The sequence below is a fragment of the Algoriphagus sanaruensis genome (assembly GCF_001593605.1).
Lineage (GTDB): Bacteria > Bacteroidota > Bacteroidia > Cytophagales > Cyclobacteriaceae > Algoriphagus > Algoriphagus sanaruensis.
Genome location: NZ_CP012836.1, coordinates 2,759,834 through 2,784,933, shown reverse-complemented (window position 1 = coordinate 2,784,933; position 25,100 = coordinate 2,759,834). Strand labels below are relative to the sequence as shown.

The 25,100-nt window shown below is 39.5% G+C and carries 21 protein-coding genes, 2 tRNA genes and 1 riboswitch; of the genes, 18 read left to right on the top strand and 5 right to left on the bottom strand.

All coding sequences use genetic code 11. From position 1 onward, the window contains the following. Nucleotides 1–223 precede the first annotated feature (223 nt). The 4 genes from AO498_RS12220 (at nucleotide 224) to AO498_RS12205 (ending at nucleotide 3,112) form a co-directional block, all read left to right on the top strand. Entirely contained in the window at nucleotides 224–907 is a 684-nt protein-coding gene (locus AO498_RS12220; RefSeq protein ID WP_067548007.1) for a hypothetical protein, read from the top strand. Further along, a complete protein-coding gene (locus tag AO498_RS12215) occupies nucleotides 897–1,526 on the top strand; it encodes an NUDIX hydrolase (protein ID WP_067548004.1) in 630 nt (209 codons plus the stop codon). Before AO498_RS12220 ends, AO498_RS12215 begins: the two co-directional genes overlap by 11 nt. 65 nt (nucleotides 1,527–1,591) lie before the next feature. Further along, nucleotides 1,592–2,842 (top strand): DUF819 family protein, encoded by a 1,251-nt coding sequence (locus tag AO498_RS12210; protein ID WP_067548001.1) that lies wholly within the window; start codon nucleotides 1,592–1,594, stop codon nucleotides 2,840–2,842. A 3-nt stretch (nucleotides 2,843–2,845) separates the two neighbouring features. Continuing rightward, complete coding sequence (locus AO498_RS12205; RefSeq protein ID WP_067547998.1) at nucleotides 2,846–3,112, top strand: (2Fe-2S) ferredoxin domain-containing protein; 267 nt, start codon at nucleotides 2,846–2,848, stop codon at nucleotides 3,110–3,112. 22 nt (nucleotides 3,113–3,134) lie between these two features. Here the strand turns inward: AO498_RS12205 and AO498_RS12200 are convergent, their stop codons facing one another. Further along, the gene (locus tag AO498_RS12200; RefSeq protein WP_067547995.1) at nucleotides 3,135–3,455 is read right to left on the bottom strand and encodes a YbjQ family protein; all 321 of its coding nucleotides are present in this window, start codon (nucleotides 3,453–3,455) and stop codon (nucleotides 3,135–3,137) included. A 282-nt stretch (nucleotides 3,456–3,737) separates the two neighbouring features. Here AO498_RS12200 and AO498_RS12195 point away from each other — a divergent pair, with 282 nt between their 5' ends. The 8 genes from AO498_RS12195 to AO498_RS12160 all read left to right on the top strand — a co-directional run bounded on the left by AO498_RS12195 (nucleotide 3,738) and on the right by AO498_RS12160 (nucleotide 16,665). Next, nucleotides 3,738–8,051 carry a PAS domain S-box protein gene (locus AO498_RS12195; RefSeq protein WP_067547992.1) on the top strand — a complete coding sequence of 1,438 codons (4,314 nt, stop codon included), beginning with the start codon at nucleotides 3,738–3,740 and terminating at the stop codon, nucleotides 8,049–8,051. A 137-nt stretch (nucleotides 8,052–8,188) separates the two neighbouring features. Then, nucleotides 8,189–9,436: a hypothetical protein gene (locus tag AO498_RS12190; protein ID WP_236778597.1), complete on the top strand. Its 1,248-nt coding sequence runs from the start codon at nucleotides 8,189–8,191 to the stop codon at nucleotides 9,434–9,436. 85 nt (nucleotides 9,437–9,521) lie between these two features. Next, nucleotides 9,522–9,621: riboswitch (SAM riboswitch) on the top strand. A gap of 67 nt (nucleotides 9,622–9,688) precedes the next feature. Further along, nucleotides 9,689–10,744 (top strand): homocysteine S-methyltransferase family protein, encoded by a 1,056-nt coding sequence (locus AO498_RS12185; protein WP_067547987.1) that lies wholly within the window; start codon nucleotides 9,689–9,691, stop codon nucleotides 10,742–10,744. Beyond that, nucleotides 10,737–13,433, top strand: a complete 2,697-nt coding sequence (metH, locus tag AO498_RS12180; protein ID WP_067547984.1) for a methionine synthase — start codon at nucleotides 10,737–10,739, stop codon at nucleotides 13,431–13,433. Before AO498_RS12185 ends, metH begins: the two co-directional genes overlap by 8 nt. Nucleotides 13,434–13,506: 73 nt before the next feature. Beyond that, nucleotides 13,507–14,457, top strand: a complete 951-nt coding sequence (gene metF / locus AO498_RS12175) for a methylenetetrahydrofolate reductase [NAD(P)H] (protein ID WP_067547981.1) — start codon at nucleotides 13,507–13,509, stop codon at nucleotides 14,455–14,457. Nucleotides 14,458–14,464: 7 nt separating this feature from the next. Then, entirely contained in the window at nucleotides 14,465–15,214 is a 750-nt protein-coding gene (locus AO498_RS12170; protein WP_067547978.1) for an energy transducer TonB, read from the top strand. Nucleotides 15,215–15,258: 44 nt separating this feature from the next. Further along, nucleotides 15,259–16,110: a hydroxymethylglutaryl-CoA lyase gene (locus tag AO498_RS12165; RefSeq protein ID WP_067547974.1), complete on the top strand. Its 852-nt coding sequence runs from the start codon at nucleotides 15,259–15,261 to the stop codon at nucleotides 16,108–16,110. Nucleotides 16,111–16,113: 3 nt separating this feature from the next. Beyond that, a complete protein-coding gene (locus AO498_RS12160) occupies nucleotides 16,114–16,665 on the top strand; it encodes a PepSY-associated TM helix domain-containing protein (protein WP_067547971.1) in 552 nt (183 codons plus the stop codon). Here AO498_RS12160 and dprA read toward each other — a convergent pair whose 3' ends face one another. The 4 genes from dprA to AO498_RS12140 all read right to left on the bottom strand — a co-directional run bounded on the left by dprA (nucleotide 16,666) and on the right by AO498_RS12140 (nucleotide 20,836). After that, entirely contained in the window at nucleotides 16,666–17,793 is a 1,128-nt protein-coding gene (gene dprA, locus AO498_RS12155) for a DNA-processing protein DprA (protein WP_067547968.1), read from the bottom strand. Continuing rightward, nucleotides 17,765–18,118: a MerR family transcriptional regulator gene (locus AO498_RS12150; RefSeq protein ID WP_067547966.1), complete on the bottom strand. Its 354-nt coding sequence runs from the start codon at nucleotides 18,116–18,118 to the stop codon at nucleotides 17,765–17,767. The genes dprA and AO498_RS12150 overlap by 29 nt, the downstream gene beginning before the upstream one ends. 130 nt (nucleotides 18,119–18,248) lie before the next feature. After that, nucleotides 18,249–18,953, bottom strand: a complete 705-nt coding sequence (locus AO498_RS12145) for a 16S rRNA (uracil(1498)-N(3))-methyltransferase (RefSeq protein ID WP_067547963.1) — start codon at nucleotides 18,951–18,953, stop codon at nucleotides 18,249–18,251. A gap of 80 nt (nucleotides 18,954–19,033) precedes the next feature. Further along, entirely contained in the window at nucleotides 19,034–20,836 is a 1,803-nt protein-coding gene (locus tag AO498_RS12140; RefSeq protein ID WP_067547960.1) for a DEAD/DEAH box helicase, read from the bottom strand. A 311-nt stretch (nucleotides 20,837–21,147) separates the two neighbouring features. On the opposite strand from AO498_RS12140, the gene AO498_RS12135 reads away from it, so the two are divergent. From AO498_RS12135 to AO498_RS12110, 6 genes are all read left to right on the top strand, one after another. Further along, nucleotides 21,148–21,858 (top strand): 6-phosphogluconolactonase, encoded by a 711-nt coding sequence (locus AO498_RS12135; protein WP_067547957.1) that lies wholly within the window; start codon nucleotides 21,148–21,150, stop codon nucleotides 21,856–21,858. A gap of 131 nt (nucleotides 21,859–21,989) precedes the next feature. Further along, nucleotides 21,990–22,063: transfer RNA gene (locus tag AO498_RS12130), tRNA-Asp, on the top strand. 27 nt (nucleotides 22,064–22,090) lie between these two features. Next, a tRNA-Asp gene (locus tag AO498_RS12125) sits at nucleotides 22,091–22,164 on the top strand. A 262-nt stretch (nucleotides 22,165–22,426) separates the two neighbouring features. After that, the gene (locus tag AO498_RS12120) at nucleotides 22,427–23,374 is read left to right on the top strand and encodes an acetyl-CoA carboxylase carboxyltransferase subunit alpha (RefSeq protein ID WP_067547955.1); all 948 of its coding nucleotides are present in this window, start codon (nucleotides 22,427–22,429) and stop codon (nucleotides 23,372–23,374) included. Nucleotides 23,375–23,467: 93 nt separating this feature from the next. Beyond that, a complete protein-coding gene (locus tag AO498_RS12115) occupies nucleotides 23,468–24,307 on the top strand; it encodes an MBL fold metallo-hydrolase (RefSeq protein ID WP_067547953.1) in 840 nt (279 codons plus the stop codon). Further along, entirely contained in the window at nucleotides 24,297–25,097 is an 801-nt protein-coding gene (locus tag AO498_RS12110; RefSeq protein WP_067547951.1) for a patatin-like phospholipase family protein, read from the top strand. The genes AO498_RS12115 and AO498_RS12110 overlap by 11 nt, the downstream gene beginning before the upstream one ends. Nucleotides 25,098–25,100: the final 3 nt, after the last annotated feature.

The window sequence follows — 25,100 nt, the reverse complement described above, 5'->3', positions numbered from 1 at the left end:
GTTTTTCGGACCATTTCCTTTTTCGAATGCTATCAATTCTTTTCAGCCAAATAGGTATTACTATACATCAGGAACAAGTATCACTAATTCAAGAAGATAAGGCTTTAAAATCATCTTAAATGTTAGTTCAACGGCGAATTGCCGAATTTTGAATTCCTTTTCTTTATTCAGCAGTTGTATTTATAGCATTTTATCTATTAGCTTAAGACTTTGTTTTGTGACTATGAAATACCTTCGATCGTCCGTAATTGCGCTTTTTGGAGCTTTAATAATTTTGTCATCCTGTGATTCTGGAGATATTTCTTCCGAAGAAAAAGTGAATGAAATTGATGTCAATGAGGCAGAAATTGAAATTTTAAAGCAGAAAATAACTTTGGGATTGGATCAAAAGGCCTCATGGAAAAAACATTGGGAAAGTTCAGTGGGGGCGTTTTCAGGAGATGATTTTAATTGGGTGTTGACTGATTCAATTGATCCGATGGAGATGCCTGAATCAAATCCAATTTTAGATGGGGATCCATTAAAACAATTCCAGTTTAATCAACCAGAAGGCAATGGAACCATTGACATTTATTCCTATAAGGTGGAGGCTCAAGAATCACTTGATAAACCATTTTTAAATCCGGATTCTGAGGTGGTTTGGTACCGAAAGGATGGAATGAAAGAAAGACTTTTGTTTATGGGGCCCTCAGGGATGTTTGAGGATGCCATGTGGATGTCTCCTAGTGAATTTTTAGTCCTCGGCTATTTTCAGGAGGAGGAAGGCTTTCGACCAATGATCTGGTTGATCGATTTGGAGGATCACACTATGAGTCAATTTAGCCTCCAAAAAGTTTCTCCGAGCTATGAGACAGTTTCTTATCTAAATAAGCGATTGACTTCTGTTCAGTTGGAAAATGAATTTTGATAAAGTCAGATCAATTCTTGAAAAAAAGCTCAACGAGAAACTTCCCGGCCATGAAGCACATCTACTCATGGCACCAAAGCCAGTGGATATGCGAAGATTTTCCTCAAGCCCCAAAGTAGGAAGTCGATCGAGTAGTGTTTTGATATTGATGTATCCTGATCAAAATCGCACCTTTTTTCCACTGATTAAGAGACCCACTTATCCAGGCGTCCATAGTGGACAGGTTGCATTTCCAGGAGGAAAAATGGAAGAGTCTGACCGAGATATTTTTCATACAGCTTTGCGGGAAGCTGAAGAAGAAATTGGAGTGTCGCAAAAAGAAATTCAGATTTTAGGCTCATTAACCAGTTTATATATCCCTGCAAGTAATTTTTTGGTACACCCAGTGATTGGATTTACTACTAATCCTCCCAACTGGATTCCAGATCAAAAAGAAGTCGAACGAGTGATTGCTACCGATATTCATCAGCTTATTCAGCCTGAGACTAAAAGAGAAACGATTTTAGAACCTGTTATTAACCTTAAATTACAAACGCCTTATTTTGATATCCAAGGTGAAATAGTCTGGGGCGCAACGGCCATGATATTGAGTGAATTGATTGAGATTATTCAATCTTAAGGCTATTTTTAGAATTAGGGGGTTGCTGATTTTTTTGGTATTGTTGCAAGCAAACTTTGCTCGAAATGGAAGAATCTACCCCTTTATTTCAAAATGATGCTGTTGTTTTTGGTCTATTGATGGCCACTTTGGCATTTGTATTTGCTACCTCTTCAAGTCGACATCCGTTTTGGGTAAAATTCTACACTTACGTTCCCACGGTCTTATTGTGTTATTTTATTCCAGCTGTTTTTAATTCCTTGGGATGGATTTCTGGAGAAGAATCAAGTCTCTACACTGTAGCTTCTAGGTATTTGCTTCCGGCATCCTTGGTGCTGTTTACAATTAGTATTGATCTTAAAGGTATTCTGAGATTAGGGCCCAAAGCCTTAACCATGTTTTTGGCAGGAACGGTAGGAATTGTTTTGGGTGGACCGTTAGCCTTGCTTACAGTAGGATGGATTCATCCTGAAATTTATTCAGGAACCGGACCTGATGAACTTTGGAGAGGATTGGCTACCATTTCCGGAAGTTGGATTGGTGGTGGTGCAAATCAAACCGCTATGTTGGAGGTCTTTGGAGCAAGTCCCTCATTATTTGCTCAAATGATTGCTGTAGACGTCTTAGTGGCAAATCTCTGGATGGCATTTTTGCTTTATTGGGCAGCAAAGCCTGAAAAATTGGATAAGCTTTTGAAAGCCGATACTCGGGCAATTTATGAGCTACGCGACCGGATAGCCAAGTTTCGGGAGGGCATTATGAAAATACCCTCCCTGAAGGATACCATGCTGATACTTGGTATAGGGTTTGGAGTTACTGGCTTTTCTCATTTTGCAGCCGATTTCCTTGGGCCTTGGTTTGGAGATAATTTTCCTGAGCTCGATCAGTATTCCTTGAATTCCAAATTTTTCTGGATTGTAGTTATTGCAACTACGGCAGGTTTAGTGTTGTCATTTACAAGAGCCCGGAAATTGGAAGGTGCGGGTGCTTCGAGAATGGGTTCTGTCCTTTTGTATGTCCTCGTAGCCACGATAGGGATGCAAATGGATCTTGGGGCGGTATTGGATAATCCTATATTTTTTCTAATCGGAATCCTTTGGATGTTCTTCCATATTTTGATTATGAGCTTTGTCGCTTGGATGATAAAGGCTCCGTTTTTTTACGTGGCTGTGGGTTCCCAAGCTAATGTGGGAGGGGCAGCCTCTGCACCCATAGTTGCCTCAGCATTTGATGCTTCTTTGGCTCCAGTTGGAGTTTTATTAGCTGTATTGGGATATGCACTAGGTACCTATGGGGCCTATCTTTGTGGATTACTGATGCAGAGCATTTACGGATAAATAATGGGGTCTGAAAGACAATTCCTGTTCCTCTGCCAAGGAAAAGATTGTAAAAAGTTAGGGGCAAAACTTCTCAAAAAAGAAATAAAGTCCCTTTTACAGGCTAAACTCCATCGTGGAAAATTTCAACTTGTTTTAACCAAGTGCATGGATCGATGTAAAAGTGGACCTATTTGCGCTTTGGGAAATGAGGTATTGAAAAGAGTTTCAATTCGCGATATCGAGAAAAAAATTAAAGAGGCTACCTCCTTGGATTCCCAACAGGGATAGGAAGTAGCCTCAACTTTTTCAATTATAGTTTGGAGGTTCTCACGGCAGTCCCGCTTACGGTTACCATAAGCATTCCATCACGGATTGTTTCATAATCCAAATCAATTCCAATTACTGCAGTAGCCCCGAAATGTCTGGCTTGCATTTCCATTTCTGACATGGCAGTTGCTTTGGCTTCTCGAAGTACTTGTTCATAAGCAGAAGAACGTCCACCTACAATATCAGTGATGCTGGCAAAAAAGTCTTTGAACACATTAGCTCCAATAATTGTCTCCCCAGAGACGATTCCGAGGTATTGATCGATTTGATAACCTTCAAGGTTGTTGGTAGTGGAAAGAATCATATTTTTAAATTTTGTGGTTTTATTTGGATGAGGGACGAATAAAACCTATCGTAGGTTAGGATTTTGGTTATTTTTCAAGGCTTAAAAGTTGAAATTTCTTTTCAGAAAGTGGATGATAGGAGAGTAAAGGCAAAACTTGTTGATTTTTGAAATAGGTTAGGAAAGGAAATTTGAAAGTGAAGCTTTTTCGAAAATATCCTCCCAAAGTTTTTGGAAAAAGGTATTGTTTTTAAATATTAGGTCAATAATGCTTCTTAGTAGAGAAGGAGCTTTTCAAGATTCATGACGCAATTTTCACAATTCGATATTTCAGATTTTCTCAATGAGTTTAAGGAACCTCTTTTCCTGATGGACTCAGAAGAGATTTTGTTTTTTAATTCTTATTTCTCCAATGGGTTTGAATCGATTTCAGATGATTGGATCGCCTTTTTTCAACGAGAGGATCTCGTTCAGGAGTTAAAGACCTTTTTTGAAACAGGAGCGATTCCTAAAAAGCGATTAATAAAATCTTTATTTGATAAAAGTGGAGGGAGACAAGCATTTGAATGGACCTTTATCAATGTTCCATCGAGCTATTCTGGATATTTTTTGATTGCAAAGGGTACCCCAATCCGTACTAAATCGGAGGCGATCGAAGAGCTTGAAAACAGCTCTGATGGTGCTCTTACTGAGGAACTTATGTATATGTACAGTATTCTCAGGAATACCCATGATTTGATCGCTGTTTTTGATGAAGATGGAAACTATAAGTTTGTAAGTGAGTCTGTTACAGAAACTCTGGGATTAGAAACTGGGCAACTTTTAGGGAGAAATTTTAAGGAGTTTATTCAGGCTGGGATCATTGAAATTGTAAAAGGCAGCTTTGAGGATGTATTGCATTCACCGAATGAAGTGCCGATTGATTTTTGGGTAAACAAGCTAGATGGTAGCCGTTTTTATCTGGAGAGTTTTGCCAAAAATCTTTTAGATCACCCAGTCATCCAAGGGATATTGATCAGCTCAAGAGATATTACAGATTTTGCTCTAACTGGTCAATTGCTTCAAGATCGGTATGAAATTGAAAATCTGATCAATCAAGTTTCTGCTGAAATCATCAACGGAAATTTGATAGATCTGGAAGAAAAATTTGAACAGTCTCTACAGTTAATTGGGGATTTTTTGAAAGCTGGACATGCTAAAATCCTTATCCTCAATAGAGAAATCAATCACCTGGAAATTCTCAATTCATGGACAGGTGAAGGCAAAGATGAGGCCGATTCCATTCTAATGACTTCCAAATATTTTTTCATGTTCAATCAGAAAAGGAGTCAGTTGGAAGAAGGAAAGGTTATCTATACGACTTTTTCAAAATCAGAAAATCCTTCCAAGGCAAAAGAAAAAGGGCTATTGCTCATCCCCATGATTTCTTCGAATCGTTTGATTGGAGTAATTCAGTTTGAGTTTGAAAAGGCTAATCCTTCTGACTTAAAAAAGGATTTTCAGGTATTTCGTCAATTTGGAGATATTCTGGCGGGTGCATTCTTGGGAAGTCAAATTACAAGAAAGCTGAAGCGAAATGAGGATTTACTCACCTATACTGAAATTCTTTCACGTTCGGGTTCCTGGAGGTATAGCGCATTTAAAGATCGATTTTACTTTTCTTCAGGTCTTTCTAAAATGTTTGGCCTCGGGGATCAACCGATGGTCCAGGAATTTTCAGGCTTAATTTATCGAATTGACAAATCGTGTAGAACTGATTTTATAACCAATTTAAAAAGGGCATCAAGAGAGATTACGAGGACTTCTGGAGAGTTTACGATGCAGGATGCCGAGGGTCAGGTCAGGTATATCAGCTATGAAATAGAAGGCAAAAAGGAATTTCTGAGTGAGGGAATAGAAGTTTTTGGATTTTTTACAGACATCACCCATAAGCGAGCGGCCGAAAGTTATTTAAAGCTTCAATCGCAGATTCTGGCTCAGGTAGGTGATCCAATCTTGGTGACCAATACTCAGCTCGAAATTATTTATTACAATGAAAAAGCTCAGGAAACCTTTTCAAATGAATCAGAAAATCCTTCGGGAAAACTTATTTCTGATTTTCTAAAGGTTGATTGGGAAATTGGGGAGTCTTTTTCAGAAATCTTATCCAAACTTCAATTAGGAGAGATTTGGAGAAATGAGCGACATGTTCAGAAGGCCAAAAGTCAAGTTTTTGCGCCTTTTGAATTGATTTTTCAAGCAATAGTTGCCGAAGGAGGTGAAACGATCGGCTATTCGATGATTTTTCATGGATTGGAAGAAAAGCATCGAAATGAGCAGATTGCGAAACGAGCAAAACTAATCGTTGAGAATAGTCCCGTCGTGCTTTTTAGAGTTAACCCATCTCAGAATTTTCAAATAGATTATATCTCTGAAAATGTGAGCCGATTTGGTTATGATGCTAAAGACCTGATTGATAATAGAGTTTCTATTCTAAGTCTTATTCATAAAGAGGACCGAGCAAGAATTCAAGAAATAATTAGAGGATCGAATGAATTAGATGGAATCCGCTCTTATTCAGGTGAATACCGATTAGTAACCAAATCCGGAGAAGAAGTTTGGGTAGAGGATCGAACTACTGATGTTCGGGATGAAAATGGACGGATAATTCTTCATGAAGGGCTCTTTCAAGATATTTCAGACCGAAAAAATCTCGAGGTTATTCAAAGAGAGCGGGATGAATTATATCGAGTTTTAGCGGCTAATATTCCTGATACCAATGTGTTTTTGATGGACCGATCCAGAAAATACATAGTAGCCGAAGGGACTAACTTTGACAAATGGGGACTAAGTCGTGAAGATTTTCAAGGAAAATCGCTTGCAGACATTCAGCTTACACCACTTCAGGAAATTGCACCAATCTTGGACCGTGTTTTAAATGAACGGGAAGTGGTTGAAACAGAATTTTTTCATAAAGGTCGATTTTACTACCGGATTATCAGACCTATTATCCAAGATGGTGAGGCAAAATATGCGCTAAGTATCATCCGGGATATCCATGAGGAATATCAAGCCAAACAGGATTTACTTCGGTCCGAAGAGAAATACAGGAGATTGGTTGAGGATTCGACTGAGATCATATTTTCATTGACAGAAACTTTCTTATTGCAATATGTTTCGCCTAATGTCAAGCAGTTTTTGGATTACGAATCGGAAGAGGTAATCGGTAGGAGTATTTTTGACTACCTCAATCCAGACGATTTAGATGTATTTAGAGGGATGTTGGAGGAAAATCAAGATCTCCTTAGTGATACTCAATATTTAGAATTCAGATTAAGACACAAAAGCGGGGAATATCGAGTTTTTAGTTCCAATGGTCGATTGACGGTAGATAAAAGTGGAATTCACCGATTTTATACCGGAATAGCACGTGACATTTCTAAGCTAAAAGAAGCACAGCGAGAATTGCTTTTGGCAAAAGAAAAAGCAGAGCAGGCTTCTCAGGTGAAAAGCCAATTTTTGTCTGTGATGAGTCACGAGATTCGGACACCAATGAATGCAGTAATTGGTTTGGCTCATTTCCTCATGGAAGAAAATCCAAGACCAGATCAGCTTGAGAACCTCAAGACCTTGCAGTTTTCAGCAGAGAATCTGATGGCCTTGATCAATGATATTTTGGATTTCAATAAAATCGATTCTGGAAAAGTAGAATTGGAAAAATCTCCTTTTGATGTTAAAAATTTGGTCACTCGAATCGTTCATTCGCATAGTTTTCAGGCGAATGAAAAGAACATTCAATTGATCACTGAAATAGATTCTTCTATTCCGGATTCCTTGATTGGCGATTCCCTAAGACTCGGCCAAATCATCAATAATCTGATATCTAATGCTGTAAAGTTTACTGAAAAAGGATATGTCAAAATCTCTGTTATTCAGGAATATGCGACCAAGGATCAACGGGAAATTCGATTTGTTTTTGAGGATACAGGAATAGGAATTCCCGAATCAAAGCGGAAAACGATTTTTGAAGCCTTTACCCAAGCCTCATCCTCCACAAGTAGAAAATATGGCGGAACTGGATTAGGTTTAGCCATTGTAAAGCGATTGGTGGAACTCCATGGTGGAGAAATAGAATTAAGACCTAAAAAGGGAGGGGGGAGTATTTTTGAGTTCACTCTTTCATTTGCATGTATTGATCAAATTGAAAAACAGCAAAAAGAGCAGAATCAACTTTTAGCAAAGAGTCTAGAGCATGCCAAAATCCTTGTTGCAGAGGATAATATGGTCAATCAGATATTGATTCGAAAGTTTCTTAGTAAATGGAATACCAAGGATTTGGATATTGCATCCGATGGTAGAGAAGCCTTGGAATTATTTGGTATCAACCACTATAATCTGGTTATTCTGGATTTACAAATGCCAGAACTTGACGGGTTTGAAGTGGCTCAAGAGATCAGAAATCATTCGGAGATTTCAAAGAGAAAGATTCCCATTTTAGCATTGACCGCGACTTCAATTCACGAAGTAAAGGAACAACTAGATGAGGTGGGTATAAATGATTTCGTCCCGAAGCCTTTCACACCTGATATCCTTTATGAAAAGATAGTTCGGTATTTAAATGCCGAATCACCTTCTTAGAGGAGGTTTAGCATCAAATTTGCGAAAAGAGCGAAGACGGTTTGATTCTATTCCAATTACTTATGCCATCCTTTTGTAGGACTCTTCTTTTCATTGGTTTTATTTCAGTTTTTTCGTTTCCCTCAAATGCACAGCGTTTGTTTTCGGAACGTTCTTCGTTGTATGGCTACATAGGGTCTTCAGGGGCGGAATTACGGGAGTTTAACAAGTTACTTTCTGATCGAGGATTATCACCACTCAGGAATCGGTATCGGAGTTATGGACTTGGCTATCAGTCCCGGATTAATGACTTTATTTTAGGTTTTGAGCTTTCCCAAAATCAAAGTAAGACCAGTACTCTAGACGATTTTGAAATCAGTTACCGAGCATCTCGAGCCATGGTTAATGTGGGCTATGCACTGACTGAAGAAGGAAAGTTTCAGTTGATCCATTACATGTCATTGGGAGTTGGATCCTTAAATTTTCAAATGCTCCCCAATGAAAAAGTCCAAAATCTAGAAGATTTCTTGACAAATCCTGAACAGGGCTTTGTCCTAAGAGAAAATGATATTCAGAAGGGAACCCAATTTTTTGGTGATTTTTTAACTGAAATTGGATTTCAACTTAGCTACGATTTTGACCTTCCTGGGCGCTCAGAGTCCCTTTTGATTCTTGCTAAAATGGGGTATTCCTTTAGCCCCTTAGAAGGGAAATGGAATCTCAATGGGATGTTATTTAATAATGCTCAGTCAGGAGCGTTTTTTCGGGTCGGTGCTGGATTGACTTTGCCGGATCGGAATTTTACTTACAAAGACGCCTCCATTGGTATTAATTTGATGCGAGGAGTCCATTTTACCAAGCCTACTGCTTTAAATAGTGAGTTAGCGAAATTTGGATTAGAACCATTTTCAGGAGCTCCATCCAATTGGGGACTTCGGATTTTAGGACAAACGAATGGCTTATTATATGGTGTGGATGTATTTAATGGTAGTCTAAAAGGACAAGCCACAAACATCCAAAACCATAGCCTAAATTCAGTTCGGATTTATGCAAATGCAGGACTTCGATTTTTTCAATATAAAAATTTGTCCATCAGTACATTAGGTGGTTTTGGATTTGGGAATATCAGATATTCACTTCTTAACCATCAAAAACCAAATTTCCCTGAAGTTTTTGAACAACGATATTTTGATGGATACCTTTCTACGCCTGGTTTAATGGCAAAGCCTGAGATTCAGATTGAATATGGAATCCCCATGACTTCGAGGAAAATTTTTGACTTGGTACTATCTGCATCCGGTGGATATGAGTTGGCTTTGGGGAATTATAGGCTAGGAGAATTGTCGATGGCAGATTATTTATCTGCCTCATTTATAACCTTTGGCGTTGGAATTAAGCCTAGGTAATTAATTCGCAAAATCATCCTTGGATTTTTCTCATATCCCCAATTTGGAACGTGTTTAATTAAAATTTTGCTATTACTTTTGCCAAGGCTTATCGAGAAAGACCGAGGGAAGGGCCCTATGACGTCTTAGCAACCTGTCGACAAGGTGCTAACTCCCGTTCCGGATTAGCCGGAAAGAGATGAGCGGAAAAGAATACCTCAGTACTTTTCTCCGTGTTTTGCTCGATCAGCTTTTTGATTAAAATTAATTACCATGCAAAACCGAACCAAAATCCTCCTCCAAACGGTCCAAAATCGGATTCTAATCCTTGATGGAGCTATGGGTACCATGATTCAACGGTACAAACTTGATGAGGAAGATTTTAGAACTCCTGCACTAGCCAATCACCCGAAGCCTCTTAAGGGAAATAATGATTTACTTTCTTTAAGCAGACCTGAAATCATCAAGGCAATTCATCGGGAATATTTAGAGGCAGGTGCTGATATTATTGAAACCAATACCTTCTCGGGAACCAGTATTGCTCAGGAAGATTATGGACTTTCATCCTTAGCTTATCAAATCAATTTTGAATCTGCAAAACTTGCCCGAGAAGTAGCAGAAGAATTTACTCTCGCTAATCCTTCAAAACCAAGATTTGTGGCAGGAGCGATGGGGCCTACCAATCGTACTGCTTCTATTTCTCCTGATGTGAATGACCCAGGATATCGAGCAATCACCTTTGATCAGCTTGGAGAAGCCTATTCTGAGCAGGTAAGAGGGTTATTGGATGGAGGAGCTGATTTACTTTTGGTGGAGACAATTTTCGATACGCTCAATGCCAAAGCAGCCCTTTATGCAATTCAGGAAGTGTATGAGGAGCGAAATATTCCCTTAGATCCTCAGGAAGGAGGAATTCCGATCATGGTTTCAGGGACAATCACCGATGCTTCTGGCCGGACACTTTCTGGGCAAACCACAGAAGCATTTTTAATCTCGGTTTCTCATGTTCCGTTGTTTTCAGTCGGCTTAAATTGTGCTCTTGGAGCTAAAGAACTTCGCCCATACCTGAAAGTTTTGGCTCAAAATGCTCCATTTTACGTGTCTGCATATCCAAATGCTGGATTACCGAATGAATTTGGAGCTTACGATCAAGGAGCCAATGAAATGGCAGATCAAGTTCGGGACTTTTTGAAAGAAGGAATGCTCAATATTCTTGGTGGATGCTGCGGCACAACCCCAGATCATATCCGTGCCTTAGCAAAAATGGCTGATGAATTTCAACCGAGAAAGATTGTAGAAGAATTGGAAGAGGAGGGAAGCGATGTCTAAGCAGTATATGAAACTTTCAGGCCTAGAGCCTTTGATTTTTACACCCAATATCAATTTTGTCAATATTGGTGAGCGGACGAACGTGACCGGATCCAAAAAATTTGCACGATTGATTTTAAATGGGCAATACGACGAAGCGTTAGATATCGCTTTGGATCAGGTACGAGGAGGAGCACAAGTTTTGGACGTCTGTATGGACGAAGGGATGCTAGATGGCGAATTTGCTATGGTCAAGTTCCTAAATCTAATCGCCTCAGAACCGGAGATTTCTCGAATTCCAATCATGATCGATAGTTCCAAATGGAGCATTATTCTAGCGGGATTGAAGTGTGTACAGGGAAAGGGGATTGTCAATTCTATTTCCTTGAAAAATGGGGAAGAGGAATTCATTCAGCAGGCTAAAACCATTAAAAAATTTGGAGCAGCAGTGGTGGTTATGGCCTTCGATGAACAAGGCCAAGCGGATACCTATGCTCGAAGAATAGAGATCTGTGAGCGGAGCTATCGGATTCTCGTCGATCGAGTAAAATTCAATCCACAAGACATCATTTTTGATCCGAACATATTTCCAGTAGCAACTGGTATGGAGGAGCATCGGAAAAATGCATTGGATTTCTTTTTAGCAACAAAATGGATCAAAGAAAACCTTCCAGGTGCAAAAGTTAGTGGTGGGGTAAGTAATGTTTCCTTTTCATTTAGAGGAAATGATCGGGTAAGAGAGGCCATGCATGCAGCTTTTCTTTATCATGCGATCAAACACGGTATGGACATGGGGATTGTCAATCCCTCCATGTTGGAAGTGTACGATGACATTCCAAAAGAGCTATTAGAGCGAGTGGAGGATGTGTTTTTTGATCGGCGAGATGATGCCACCGAGCGATTATTGGAGTTTGCGGATACAGTCAAATCTTCAGGAAAAAAAGAAGCAGTCAATGAAGCTTGGAGATCAGATCCTGTTTCAAAACGAATCGAGCATGCCTTGGTCAAAGGTATTTTGGATTATATCATTGAGGATACAGAAGCTGCCAGACAAGAACTGAATGATCCTTTGAAAGTAATTGAAGGGCCATTGATGGATGGGATGAATGTGGTTGGAGATCTTTTTGGGGAAGGTAAGATGTTTTTGCCTCAGGTAGTCAAATCCGCTCGTGTGATGAAAAAGGCTGTGGCTTACCTTGAGCCCTTTATGCCTTTACCAGGAGAAGGAGAAGCTTCTACTTTGAAAAAAATACTTTTGGCTACTGTCAAGGGTGATGTTCATGATATCGGTAAGAATATCGTAGGGGTGGTGTTGGCTTGCAATAGCTATCAGATTATTGATCTTGGTGTAATGGTAGATTCCAAAATCATCATTGATGAAGCGATCAAGCATAAAGTAGATATTATTGGATTGAGTGGTCTGATTACTCCTTCATTGGATGAGATGGTTACAGTGGCTTCTGAAATGGAGCGTCAAGGCTTGAAAATACCCTTACTGATCGGAGGAGCTACCACATCCCGAATTCATACTGCCGTAAAAATCGACCCAGTATATTCCGGTACGGTTGTACATGTCACAGACGCCAGTAAGTCTGTTCCTATTGCAGGTGAAGCGATTTCGGAGGAGACCAAAGAGTCATTCCATCGGCAGATCAAAGAAACTTACCGACAGCTTCGTGAAGAACATGAGGCCAAACAATCTGCGAAGCAATTGGTCACATACGAAGAAGCCAAAGCCAATCCTGTCGCAATAGATTGGAGCAAATACGAACCCGTTGTGCCAAAATCTTTGGGTAGAACCGTAATCGAGGAGCTTGATCTTTCGGTGCTTCGAAATTACATCGATTGGACTCCTTTTTTCAGCACTTGGATGCTCGCAGGAAAATTTCCTAAAATTCTTGAAGATACCGTTGTTGGAGAAGAAGCGAAGCGTCTCTTTGCAGATGCGCAAGTGATGTTAGATCAACTTATTGCAGAAAAATGGTTGACTGCAAAAGCTGTGTTTAGCCTGTTGCCGGTACAAAGAAAAGGGGATGATGCCGTAGTTTTTGAACCTAACAATGAGAATGTGACCTTGGGTCAATTCCATTTTCTAAGACAACAAGGAAAGAAAGGCAAAGGAGTTCCCAATCGTTCATTAGCAGATTACCTACATCCTGAAAAAACAGATTATATCGGATGCTTTGCAGTAACTGCAGGCTTGGGGATGGAAACTAAGTTGGCTGAATTTCAGGCAGCTGGAGATGATTACAACGATATTTTATTCAAGGCTTTAGCTGACCGATTAGCCGAAGCTGCAGCCGAGTATGTCCATGAACTTGTTCGAAAAGAATATTGGGGATATGCTGTCGAGGAGAAAATGGATAATGAGTCACTTATCCGTGAAGAATATCTTGGGATCCGTCCAGCTCCAGGATATCCAGCTTGTCCAGAACATTCCGAGAAAGAAACCATCGCCAAATTGCTGGATTTGGAGCAAACTGTTGGTATCACCTTGACCTCAAGCTATGCGATGTATCCAACAAGCTCGGTTTCAGGTTTCTATTTTGGTCACCCAGAATCGAAGTATTTTGGACTTGGAAAAATAGCTGAGGATCAAGTCGCTAGCTACGCCATGAGAAAAGGAATTTCAATGGAACTTGCAGAGCGTCTGTTATCTCCTAATTTGGCATACACACCAAGTAAAACCCTTGCAAATCAAACCTTATAAAACTGTGCTATTCAGTCAAGTTTACTGATTTTATTTTCTTCAATAATAAGACTGAATAGTAAATTGAAAATCCATGAAAATCACTGAACATCTCCAAAACGCTAAATCCACACTTTTTTCTTTTGAGATTTTGCCTCCGCTGAAGGGACAGAGCTTGAAAGACTTGTTGGAAGGGATTTCGCCCTTGATGGAATTCAAGCCGCCATTTGTCGATGTGACCTATCACAGGGAAGAATACATCTACAAAAAGCATCCAAATGGATTATTGGAAAAGGTAAGTACCAAAAAACGCCCAGGAACAGTTGGGATTTGCGCAGCTATCATGAATCGATTTCATGTGGATGCAGTTCCTCATGTGCTTTGTGGGGGATTTACCAAGGAAGAAACTGAAAATGTTCTGATTGATCTCAATTTTATAGGAGTTGACAATGTTTTGGCATTGAGAGGTGATGCTCCTAAAGCAGAGCGATTTACTGCCGAACCAGAAGGGCATAGTTTCGCTTCGGAGTTGGTGGATCAGATTGTTCGAATGAATCAAGGTAAATACCTTCATGAGGAAACAGAGAACAGTTTTCATACTGATTTCTGTGTAGGGGTGGCTGGATATCCGGAGAAGCATTTCGAAGCCCCAAGTCTCAAGTTTGATTTGAAATATTTGAAAGAAAAGGTGGATCGCGGGGCAGAATACATTGTTACTCAAATGTTTTTTGACAATCAAAAGTATTTTGACTACGTCAAAAAAGTAAGAGAAGCAGGTATCACTGTACCTATAATTCCGGGAATTAAGCCGATTACAACCCTGGGTCAGATTACCATGCTCCCTCGCACGTTTTTCCTTGATCTTCCAGATGCTTTGACTGATGAATTGGAAAAGTGCAAAACGAATTCTGAGGTGAAGGAAGTGGGAATTGCCTGGGCAATCGAGCAATGCAAAGAGCTTATCCAAGCTGATGCGCCAAGTTTGCACTTCTATACCATGAGTAAGGCTGATGCAACCTATCAAATTGCCAAGGCAGTTTTTTAAGTCAAACATGGGCTTGAAAAAGATAGGTGTTATCTACTTGTTAGTTATGCTCTTCAGCTTTACCACCAAAGGCCAGGAGATAGCGTATTTGAATAAGTTTAAAATCCCTATTCAAGACACGTCTAAATATGCTCCTTTCTTTAAGAGGATAATTGAAACTCAAGGAAAAGAAAGAAAAACTGAAATAATCACGACATCCGAGCAACTTGTTTATCAAAAAGTGGAGGAATTGGGATCTGATTCAAATCCAATTTCTTCCATAGAATTTTGGTTCACCGAAGAGGGAATTCTTCAAGAGAAAACTATTTCAGATTTAACCAAGGATAGATCAACCATTTCTCGCTTTTTTCCGAATGGGAATCTTGAATCGATTATTGAAAAAAAGGGGGATGCTATAGTTTCTGAGAAGTACTTTTTTGAAACGGGAAAAAAAAGAAAAAAACCAATCATTGAATCAGCTCTTCCTGTTGGGGGATTAGAAGCTTGGAATATTTTTTTAGGTCAAAACCTTAGATATCCTCCATCTGCGCAAAGAATGGGATACGAAGGGACGGTATTTGTGAGTTTCATTGTCACTAAAGATGGGCAAATGGAAGATATTGAGTTAACCAATCCGGAAGAAAATCACTTTTTATTAAATCAGGAAGCTCTTCGAGTGGTTAAACTTTACACTGGATTATGGAATCCATTGAAGATAGATGGGGAAGTCCAAAAAACTCGGATGAGGATGCCAATTAGATTTAAATTAACCGATTAACCATCTTTTTTAATTTTCCCTCTGCCTATTTTTTAATTTTGATCATGATTAAACTGATCGAATGTCCACGCGATGCCATGCAGGGAATTTCTGGTTTTATTGATACTGCAATTAAAGCGGCTTATATCAATCAATTGCTCGAAGTGGGGTTCCATACTATAGATTTTGGAAGTTTTGTAAGTCCAAAAGCGATTCCTCAGATGCGAGATACAGCTGAGGTTTTGGAAATGTTGGATTTGCATCACGCAAAATCCAAATTGTTGGCAATAGTGGCCAATGTTAGAGGCGCTGAAGATGCCTTACATTTTGAAGAGATCGATTTTTTGGGTTTTCCGCTTTCAATCTCAGAGACATTTCAAAAGAGAAACACGAATGCAAGCATTGCAGAGGCACTAAAAACGGTAGAATCGATTCAAAACCTTTGCGAATCCAAAGGGAAAAAGCAGGTAGTCTATTTAAGCATGGGTTTTGGCAATCCTTACGGCGATCCTTATTCTCCGGAATTGGTTGCTGAATTTGTAGAGAAGCTTGCCCAACTTCAAATCGAAACAGTTTCTTTATCGGACACAATTGGAGTAGCTACACCTGAATTGATAAAATCCCTTTTTGCTATTCAAACTCAAGCTTTTCCTTCCATTGAGTTTGGGGCTCACCTACATAGCAGACCGAATTCAATTCCTGAGAAAGTTGAAGCAGCGCTTCGAGGAGGTTGTTTACGATTTGATGGAGCCTTGAAAGGCTTTGGAGGGTGTCCGATGGCTAAAGATGAATTGGTAGGAAATATGGCTACTGAGGTGATGATTGAATCATTGGAAAATCAGGGATATATTTTAGAATTGAATCGGGCAGAACTAGCTGAATCATTGAAGCTTGCAAACTTTGTATTTAATTTATAATTGATGTCAAATCCACCCATTCAATCCAAAGTAAAAGCCATTCGATGGTTTCGAACATTTCACAAATGGATGGGGATTCCGCTGATTTTATTTTTTCTTTTGATCGGGATTACCTCCATTTTATTGGCTTGGAAAAAGAAGGTTGAATTATTACCACCGACCATTAAAACCAAAGTTGAGAATGGGTCATGGATTTCGCCTTCGGAAATGGTAAGAATTGGAGAGGATGAAATGCGGAAGTTGGGTAGAGATCCAGAAGTAGACCGAATTGATATTCGCCCAGATAAAGGAACCGCTAAAGTGACTTTTAAGACTCATTTTTCCGAAGTCCAGGTAGATGGATATTCAGGAGAAGTTTTATCCGTAGGAACTCGACATTCGGACTGGATTGAGAAAGTTCACGATGGAAGTATTGTCGATTATTATACCACTGGTGATGAAGGGGCAAAGCTTACCTATTCTACTTTGGTGTCATTAGGCTTAATCTTTTTGGCAATCAGTGGATTTTACCTTTGGTATTACCCTAAGGTGATTCGAAGACTAAAGGGCAATTGATCAAATAATCAACTTAAACTTTTTCCCAGGAAGTGATTTGACAATTCCTTCAAATTCTAAAGAGAGTAATTTGGAAGATAAAATACCTAAAGGAATGTCTGTCGCATAAGAAATCAAGTCAATTTCGGATTCACCTTTCTCTTGCAAGTGAATTAAGATGGATTTCTCTTCCTCATCTCTTCCTGATAGATCGAGATTTGGTTTTTTAATCTTTTCTTCTCCTGGCTTAGTCCAAAAAAGTGCCTCTGCAATATCGTTAGGTCCGGTATAGATCGAAGCTTTCATCTTTTTGATCAGTTGATTACAACCCTCAGAAAATGTGGATTGTAAATTTCCCGGAACGGCAAAAACTTCCTTATCATAACTATAGGCAATCTCGGCTGTGATTAATGCGCCACCTTTTTCAGCCGCTTCCACCACGATCAAAGCATCAGAAAGTCCAGCAATGATTCGGTTTCGGGCAGGAAAGTTTCCCGGCATCATCTTTCCATAGGGAGAATATTCTGATACCAAGAGGCCACTTTCCTGAAGTTGGAGAGCTGTATTTTTGTGCGCTGCCGGATAAATCGTGGTGATAGGGGATCCCATGATTGCCAAAGTAGGTAGTCCGCATTGAAGCGCTGCCCGATGGGCTTCAATATCAATTCCGTAGGCTAGGCCTGAGATGATGGTGGGTTGGTAGGGGACAAGATCTTCAATAATTTTTCGAGTGATCGTCTTTCCGTAGGTAGTCGCACTTCTTGTCCCAACAATTCCAATACTCCTTTCCATTGCCATATTTCCATTCCCTTTGGAAAAAAGAATCACTGGCCCGTCATTGAGCACTTTTAAACGTTCTGGAAAAGATGGCCTAGAGTAATAATGAATTTGGATGTTGTCCTTTTCACAAAATTCGATTAACAGATCGGCCTGTTTGAGGAGACTGTCTCTTTGACTTTGAATCTCAAGAATTTTTTCGCCTACCCGAGGAATTTTTGAAGCTTTAGCTTTATTCAAATTAAAAAAAGCTTCTGCAGATCCACTGTAAGCAACAATGGCTTTAAAAAGAGAAGGTCCTACTTTTGGGGCGAGGCCCAATGCAAGTAGGTAGCGAAATGCCTCAGGATTTAGGTCGGGTTTGGAGTTCATTCTTCAGATTGATTAAAAAGTCTTTGATTTCCTGAAGTTTTTGAACAGCTGCGACTTTGTCAAATCCTTGATGTCTTCCTGAGGCGATGACCTCTTGAGCACCTTGAAGTGTGTAGCCTTTTTCTTTGACTAAGTGGTATACATACCGGATTTTTTGAATGTCATCCTTGGTATATCTCCGGTTGCCTTTTTTGTCTTTTTTGGGTCGAATAATATCAAATTCACCCTCCCAATATCTAATCAATGAAGGAGCCACCTTAAACATATCGGCCACTTCACCGATGGAATGATACTTCTTTTCTATTTCTCGCTCTTTGTACGGCACAGCAATCAGAATTTACGCTTAGAGAAATGGGGATTTATAAAAAAGCCCAGCATTAAAAACAGGTCATCTAAAATAGGAATTTATCTCCTTGATTCAAGTGAAACTTTAAGTGTATTTCCGTGAAAAGCCTTTATCTGTTTAAAACCTGAAGCATTTGAACGGCTGCAAGTCCTGCGGTTTCTGTTCTTAGTCGGCTATTCCCCAAAGAAACGGGAGAGAAATTAGCTTCTATGGCAAACTTGATCTCAGTAGAATCAAAATCTCCTTCAGGTCCGATTAGCACCAAATAGTTTGACTTTGGAGTGGCAAGGTCAAAAAGATGATTGGTGTGGTTTTCATCTACATATGCTATAAACTTCTGAAAATCAGTAAATTCCTTGTCTTTGATTAAATCGTTTAACTTTCTGGTTTCATTGACTTTGGGCCGATGAAATTTTAGACTTTGCTTGCAGGCAGAAATGATTTTTTTGATCAAGCGATCAGTTTTTAGGAAGCTTCGCTCAGAATTATTGGTTTCTATAAGTGTTAATTCATGAAATCCTATTTCTGTGATTTTCTCTACCATCCATTCCATTCGGTCTGGACTTTTGGTTGGTGCAATTGCCAAATGGATGTAAAATGGATCCTGAAGTGCTTGTTTTTTGGAGAGGATTTTAAGAGTTGCTCGCTTCGGATTAGCATCAAGAATGACAGTTTCATAAATCGTCCCTTGCCCATCGGTCAGCTGAATGGAGTCACCTTGTTTTTTCCTGAGAACTCTAATAAGGTGCTTAGACTCTTCTTCGCTTAAACTTGAAATTGGTTCTGAAATATTTTCCTGAAAAAAAAGCTGCATAACTATCGACTGATTAGGACACAAAAAAAGCACAATCCCTGAAGAATTGTGCCTTTAAACCAAATTAACCTATAACCAAATTAACCTTTAGAGATTTCCATGTTGACGGTTTTACCTTTAATGGTATTGTTTTTCATTACACGGATTACATGTTCTGCGTCTTTTTGAGGAACATCTACGAATGAGAAATTATCAAAAATGTCAATTCCTCCAATGCTTTTACCAGGAACACCTGTTTCACCGGCAATAGCACCCACAATATCATTTGGTCGAATTCTGTCTTTTTTACCAAGGTTCAAGAAAAGACGAGCCATGTTGGCATCTCTTGTTCGCTCAGGTCCGCTTCCGAATCTTCCACCTTCTTTTCGGTCTGAAAATCTGCTTCCTTTTTCAAATCGGTCTCCGCCACTTCTTGGTCCTCTTTCAAATCGGTCACCACCTCGTTCACCTCTTCCAAACCGGTCTCTTCCGCCTTCTCTGCGATCACTAAATCTTCCTTCTCGGCCACCTTCTCTTCGATCATCTCTGCGACGATCACCATAAGCGGTTTCAATTCCGAAATCCTGATCTTTAAGTTCTTTCACAGCATCTCCCATCACCATTTTCATCAAACCTAAAGCAATCTGCTCTGAAGAAAGTCCTTCTGAAATCATTTGAGCAATAGTCGATTCAAAGATTTGATTGTCTTCTTCCTTGCTAAGAACTCGGTAAACATCTTTTACCAATTGGGCTTTCTTAAGTTCAACCAATTCAGCTACGGAAGGAGGGGTCATTTTGGTGATTGTAGCTTTTGTATATCGCTCTAAATCACGAAGTTTCATGAATTCTCTTCTTCCTGTGATAAATGTGATTGCAGTTCCTGACTTTCCAGCACGACCGGTTCTTCCGATTCTGTGTACGTAATATTCTTCGTCCAAAGGAATGTCGAAGTTGAACACCGCTTCTACATTATCTACGTCAATTCCTCTTGCAGCAACGTCAGTTGCCACCAATACGGTGCAAATACCTTTACGGAATTTACCCATTACTTTATCTCTCTGAGCTTGGGATAAATCACCATGCAAGGCTTCAGCAAGAATGCCTCTTGTTCCTAATGCTTCGGTAACTTCGTCGGTCATTCGTTTGGTATTACAGAATACCACACTCAAGGCATAGTTATTAATGTTCATCAATCTGACCATCAATTCCATTTTCAAAGAAGGTTTTACTTCATAGTAAACCTGCTCGATTTTGGAAACGGTCAGTTCATTTTTAGCTACTTTGATGATTTCCGGATCAGTTTGATACTTTCTGGTCAAATCCATAATCGGCTTGGCCATGGTAGCAGAGAAAAATACGGTTTGTCTTTCTTCAGGCATTTCTTGAAGGATTGCTTCAATGTCATCTCTGAAGCCCATGTCTAGCATTTCGTCAGCCTCGTCAAGAACGATGATTCCAGCGTCCTCAAGCTTTAGAGTACCACGATCCATGTGATCTTGAATTCGGCCTGGTGTTCCTACTACAATTTGAACACCTTTTTTAAGGACTCTGATTTGTTTGTCGATAGATTCACCACCATAAATAGCTACAGAGCTGATTTTTCGGTGGTATTTAGCAAGCTTTTGAATTTCACCTTCTACCTGAACAGCAAGTTCACGGGTAGGACATAGGATGATAGCCTGTGGTTTGTTGAATTCCGGATCTACTAAATCGATGATCGGAATAGCGAAAGCTGCGGTTTTTCCGGTTCCAGTTTGAGCTTGACCGATGACATCACGTCCTTCGAGTACAAATGGAATGGCTTGAGCTTGGATTGGGGAAGGTTGGGTATAACCCATTTCTTCCACTGCCTGCAAGATTTCTTCCGAAATCCCCAGGTCTGAGAATTTGATTGTTTTTTCCATGAATGTTGTCCTTACTTTTTCTTGCCATGTTTCCTAAATCCCAGACAAGCGACAGTAAGGATTCACGGCTCGAAAAAATGCTACGTCATTTTTGACGATGCAAAAGTATGGTGAAAAATTTCGGAATGCAATAGTAGTCCTGATATTTTTAGAATAATCTTTAAGATTCGGTCTTTTTAAGCAAAAATAATTTGGTTATTCTATCAAGTAGAATCTTCAAAAGTTTAAATGTGAAGAGCTTTATTCGTGACAATTTGCAATTTGTATACTTGTACAAAATTTAAATTAACAGACAGTTCTACACAAATAATATGAATTTCCACTATTGCCAAGATTTTCAATCCATGAGCGAAATGGGTTTTGAAATCGTCAGAAAAGCTATTGAAAGTAATCCAAACCTCTTTTTCTGCGTTGCGAGTGGTGGTTCTCCATCAGGTTTGTATCATTTAATGAGCGAACATAAAAAGTCCCAACCTGAATTTTGCGAAACTCTGCGGATTGTCAAATTGGATGAATGGGGAGGTTTGGAAAAAGGCTCCACCTTCACCTCAGAATTGGATGTTCAAACTAAATTCATTCAGCCACTGGCTATTTCAAATGAGTGCTATTGGACAATTGATCCATTTACTGATACTCCTGAAGAAGATTGTCAAGCGATGCGATCTCAGATTCAGAGTCAAGGTCCAATAGATATTTGCATTTTGGGAATAGGAGTAAATGGGCATATTGCGCTAAATGAACCTGGAGAGGTATTGAATTCGGATTTCCATGTTTGTCAATTGGCTGAATCTACTTTGAATAACGGGATGTTAAAAACCTTAAAACAGCCTCCAACTTTTGGAATGACCATGGGTGTTGGTGAAATTTTGAAATCAAAAATGATTCTATTGTTTATTGCTGGGTCTGGAAAAAAGGAAGCTTTTGCTCGACTTCAGAAAAAGGAAATTTCAACTCAATTCCCGGCTTCACTTTTATGGTTGCATCCAAATGCGCATGTTTTGATAGATCAGAATGCGATTTGAATTATAGATTTAGAAAATTATTTCTTTGAATTTGAAAGAGATAATTCCTGGTGTTTAAAAAAATCAAATCATACTCTTGCTCTTCGATTTCCTTTTTTTACCTTTGCACCACTTCAAAAGAGAAGTAGTACGGAGTGGTAGTTCAGCTGGTTAGAATGCCTGCCTGTCACGCAGGAGGTCGCGGGTTCGAGTCCCGTCCATTCCGCATCATAAAATTTATAATAAAGCCATTGGAGTGGTAGTTCAGCTGGTTAGAATGCCTGCCTGTCACGCAGGAGGTCGCGGGTTCGAGTCCCGTCCATTCCGCTTAAAGCCTCAGAGAAATCTGAGGCTTTTTTGTTTTACACCAATTAATTTTGGAGAAGATGAAAACTTGATCTCATGAATTCTATACCTTTCCAATTAAACTTTTTGGAATATTTTGATTGACATTTTTAGAATAAATAAATCATCCATTACGATCCTTTTTAATCCAACTTTTGGTAGAACTAGTCTGTGGATTTACACCTTCGGTTTTGTTTCCGATAAATAGATATCCTTATCTTTGCCTTTCTCAAAAACCAATAAAATGGTATTAGAATTTGAAAAACCCATTGCTGATTTAGAGCAAAAGCTTCAAGAGATGAAAGATTTGGCCCTAGGCCGAAATATTGATTTAAGTGCTGATATAGCCTCTCTGGAAGAAAAAATCCTAGCCTTGAAAAAAGAAACATTTGAAAATTTGACTAGGTGGCAGCGCGTGCAGCTATCTAGACACGCAGATCGACCCTATGCTTTGGATTACATCTATGAGATCACCAATGATTTCATTGAGTTACATGGAGATAGGACTGTAAAAGACGATAAAGCCATGGTCGGAGGACTAGGTGATATTGATGGTAGAACAGTCATGTTTATCGGTCAGCAAAAAGGTAGAAATACAAAACAAAGACAAGAACGAAACTTCGGGATGGCAAATCCTGAGGGGTACCGCAAGGCACTTCGATTGATGAAAATGGCGGAAAAATTTGGAAAGCCGATTGTTACTTTGATTGATACTCCAGGAGCATTTCCAGGCTTGGAGGCAGAGGAGCGAGGTCAAGGTGAGGCCATTGCCAGAAACTTGAAAGAAATGTTTATGCTCAAAGTGCCTGTCATCTGTATCATCATTGGTGAAGGTGCATCAGGTGGAGCACTAGGTATTGCTATCGGAGATAAAGTCTTCATGTTGGAGAATACCTGGTATTCGGTCATTTCTCCAGAGTCCTGTTCTTCCATTCTTTGGAGGTCTTGGGACTACAAAGAACAAGCAGCAGAAGCTTTAAAATTGACTGCTAAGGATATGAAATCCAATGGTCTAGTCGATGATATTATTCCAGAGCCACTTGGTGGAGCTCATAAAGACTTGAAAGGAATGGCAAAAACCATTAAAGAAGTCATCCTCCAATCTTTGAAAGAATTGGATAAATTAAAAGTGGAGAAGCGAATCGAGCAGCGTATTGATAAATTCTGTGCGATGGGGGTAGTTGTGGAATAAGTTGTGCTCAGCAATTGACCTTAAAATAAACTTTCGAAAAGCAATCTTCTCCTTGGATTAGGTTGCTTTTTGTTTTTAAATCCAAATCATCTTATGCAATTATTTACCGTAAATACTGGATTTTTCAAGCTTGATGGAGGGGCGATGTTTGGAGTCGTTCCTAAATCTCTTTGGTCACGAACTAATCCCTCAGATGAAAACAACCTTTGTTCCTGGGCAATGAGGAGCCTTTTAGCAGTAGATGGTAACCGTGTGGTACTTATTGACAATGGAATTGGGGATAAGCAGGACGCAAAGTTTTTCTCCCATTATTACCTCCATGGAGATGACTCTTTAGCAGGATCTTTGAAAAATTTGGGTGTCCATCCGACTGATGTTACGGATATGTTTTTGACTCATTTGCATTTTGATCATTGTGGGGGAGGAATTAAATATGGTTCTCATGGGCAATATGAATTGACATTTCCTCGAGCTACCTATTGGTCAAATCAGGATCATTGGCATTGGGCCACTCAACCGAATCCAAGAGAGAAAGCCTCTTTTTTGGAGGAAAACATCATACCCATGCAGGACCATGGCGTAGTCAAGTTTATTGATTTGGATCAGAAATCACTTTTTGAGGGATTTGATATCCTGACGGCAGATGGGCACACAGATAAACAGATGTTGCCTAAAATTCAGTATAAAGGGCACACGGTGGTATTTATGGCTGATTTGCTCCCGTCTGTTGGACATATTCCGCTTCCCTATGTGATGGGATACGATACCCGTCCTTTGATCACAATGCGTGAAAAACAGGCGTTTCTTGAAGAGGCAGCCCGCGAAAAATATGTCCTCTTCCTTGAGCATGACCCAGTCAATGAATGCTGTACCGTGAAAATGACAGAAAAGGGAGTTCGATTGGATCAAACCTTCCGTTTAGATGAATTATAATCCTAAAATTGGTTTGGCCCTTTCAGGTGGTGGAGTCCGTGGGATTTCTCATTTGGGAGTATTGAAAGCTTTAGATGAGGTTGGAATCATTCTGACAAAAGTTTCTGGAAGTTCCGCAGGAGCAATTGCTGGCTCAATGTATTGTCAAGGATATTCTCCCGAGGAAATTCTCAGGATTATTCTTGATACCAATTATTTCAAATTTCTTCGACCAGCTATCTCTTGGAAAGGGATTTTAAAATTGGAATCAGTAGGAGATTTGTTTAAGCAATACCTAAAACATGATGATTTTTCTAAACTTAAGATTCCTCTTGCTGTAGCTGCCACTGATATTAAAAAAGGAAAAGTTGTCTATTTCGATGAGGGGGAATTGATTCGTCCTATTATGGCTTCGGCCTGCATTCCTGGAATGTTTGAGCCGATCCAAATTGGAAATAAATATTTGGTAGATGGTGGAGTTTTAAATAATCTCCCTGTTGAGCCACTGGAAGGAATTTGTGAGGTATTGATTGGTGTAAATTGCAATCATCTCCCGGAGGAAAGTAATATACGCAACATGAAAAATCTGATCGAACGATCAGTGATCATGACTATGAACTTTAATGTATACTCCAGAAAATCGAAGTGTGATTACTTTATTGAATCACCAGGACTAGGAAAATATGGGGTGTTTGATATTAAAAAAGCACCAGATCTTTTTCAGGCTGGATATGAACAAGCGATGAAAATAATAGAGGAAAACCCAAGTTTAAGAAGTTTGGGCAATTCTGCTTTAAACAAGAATACATAAAAC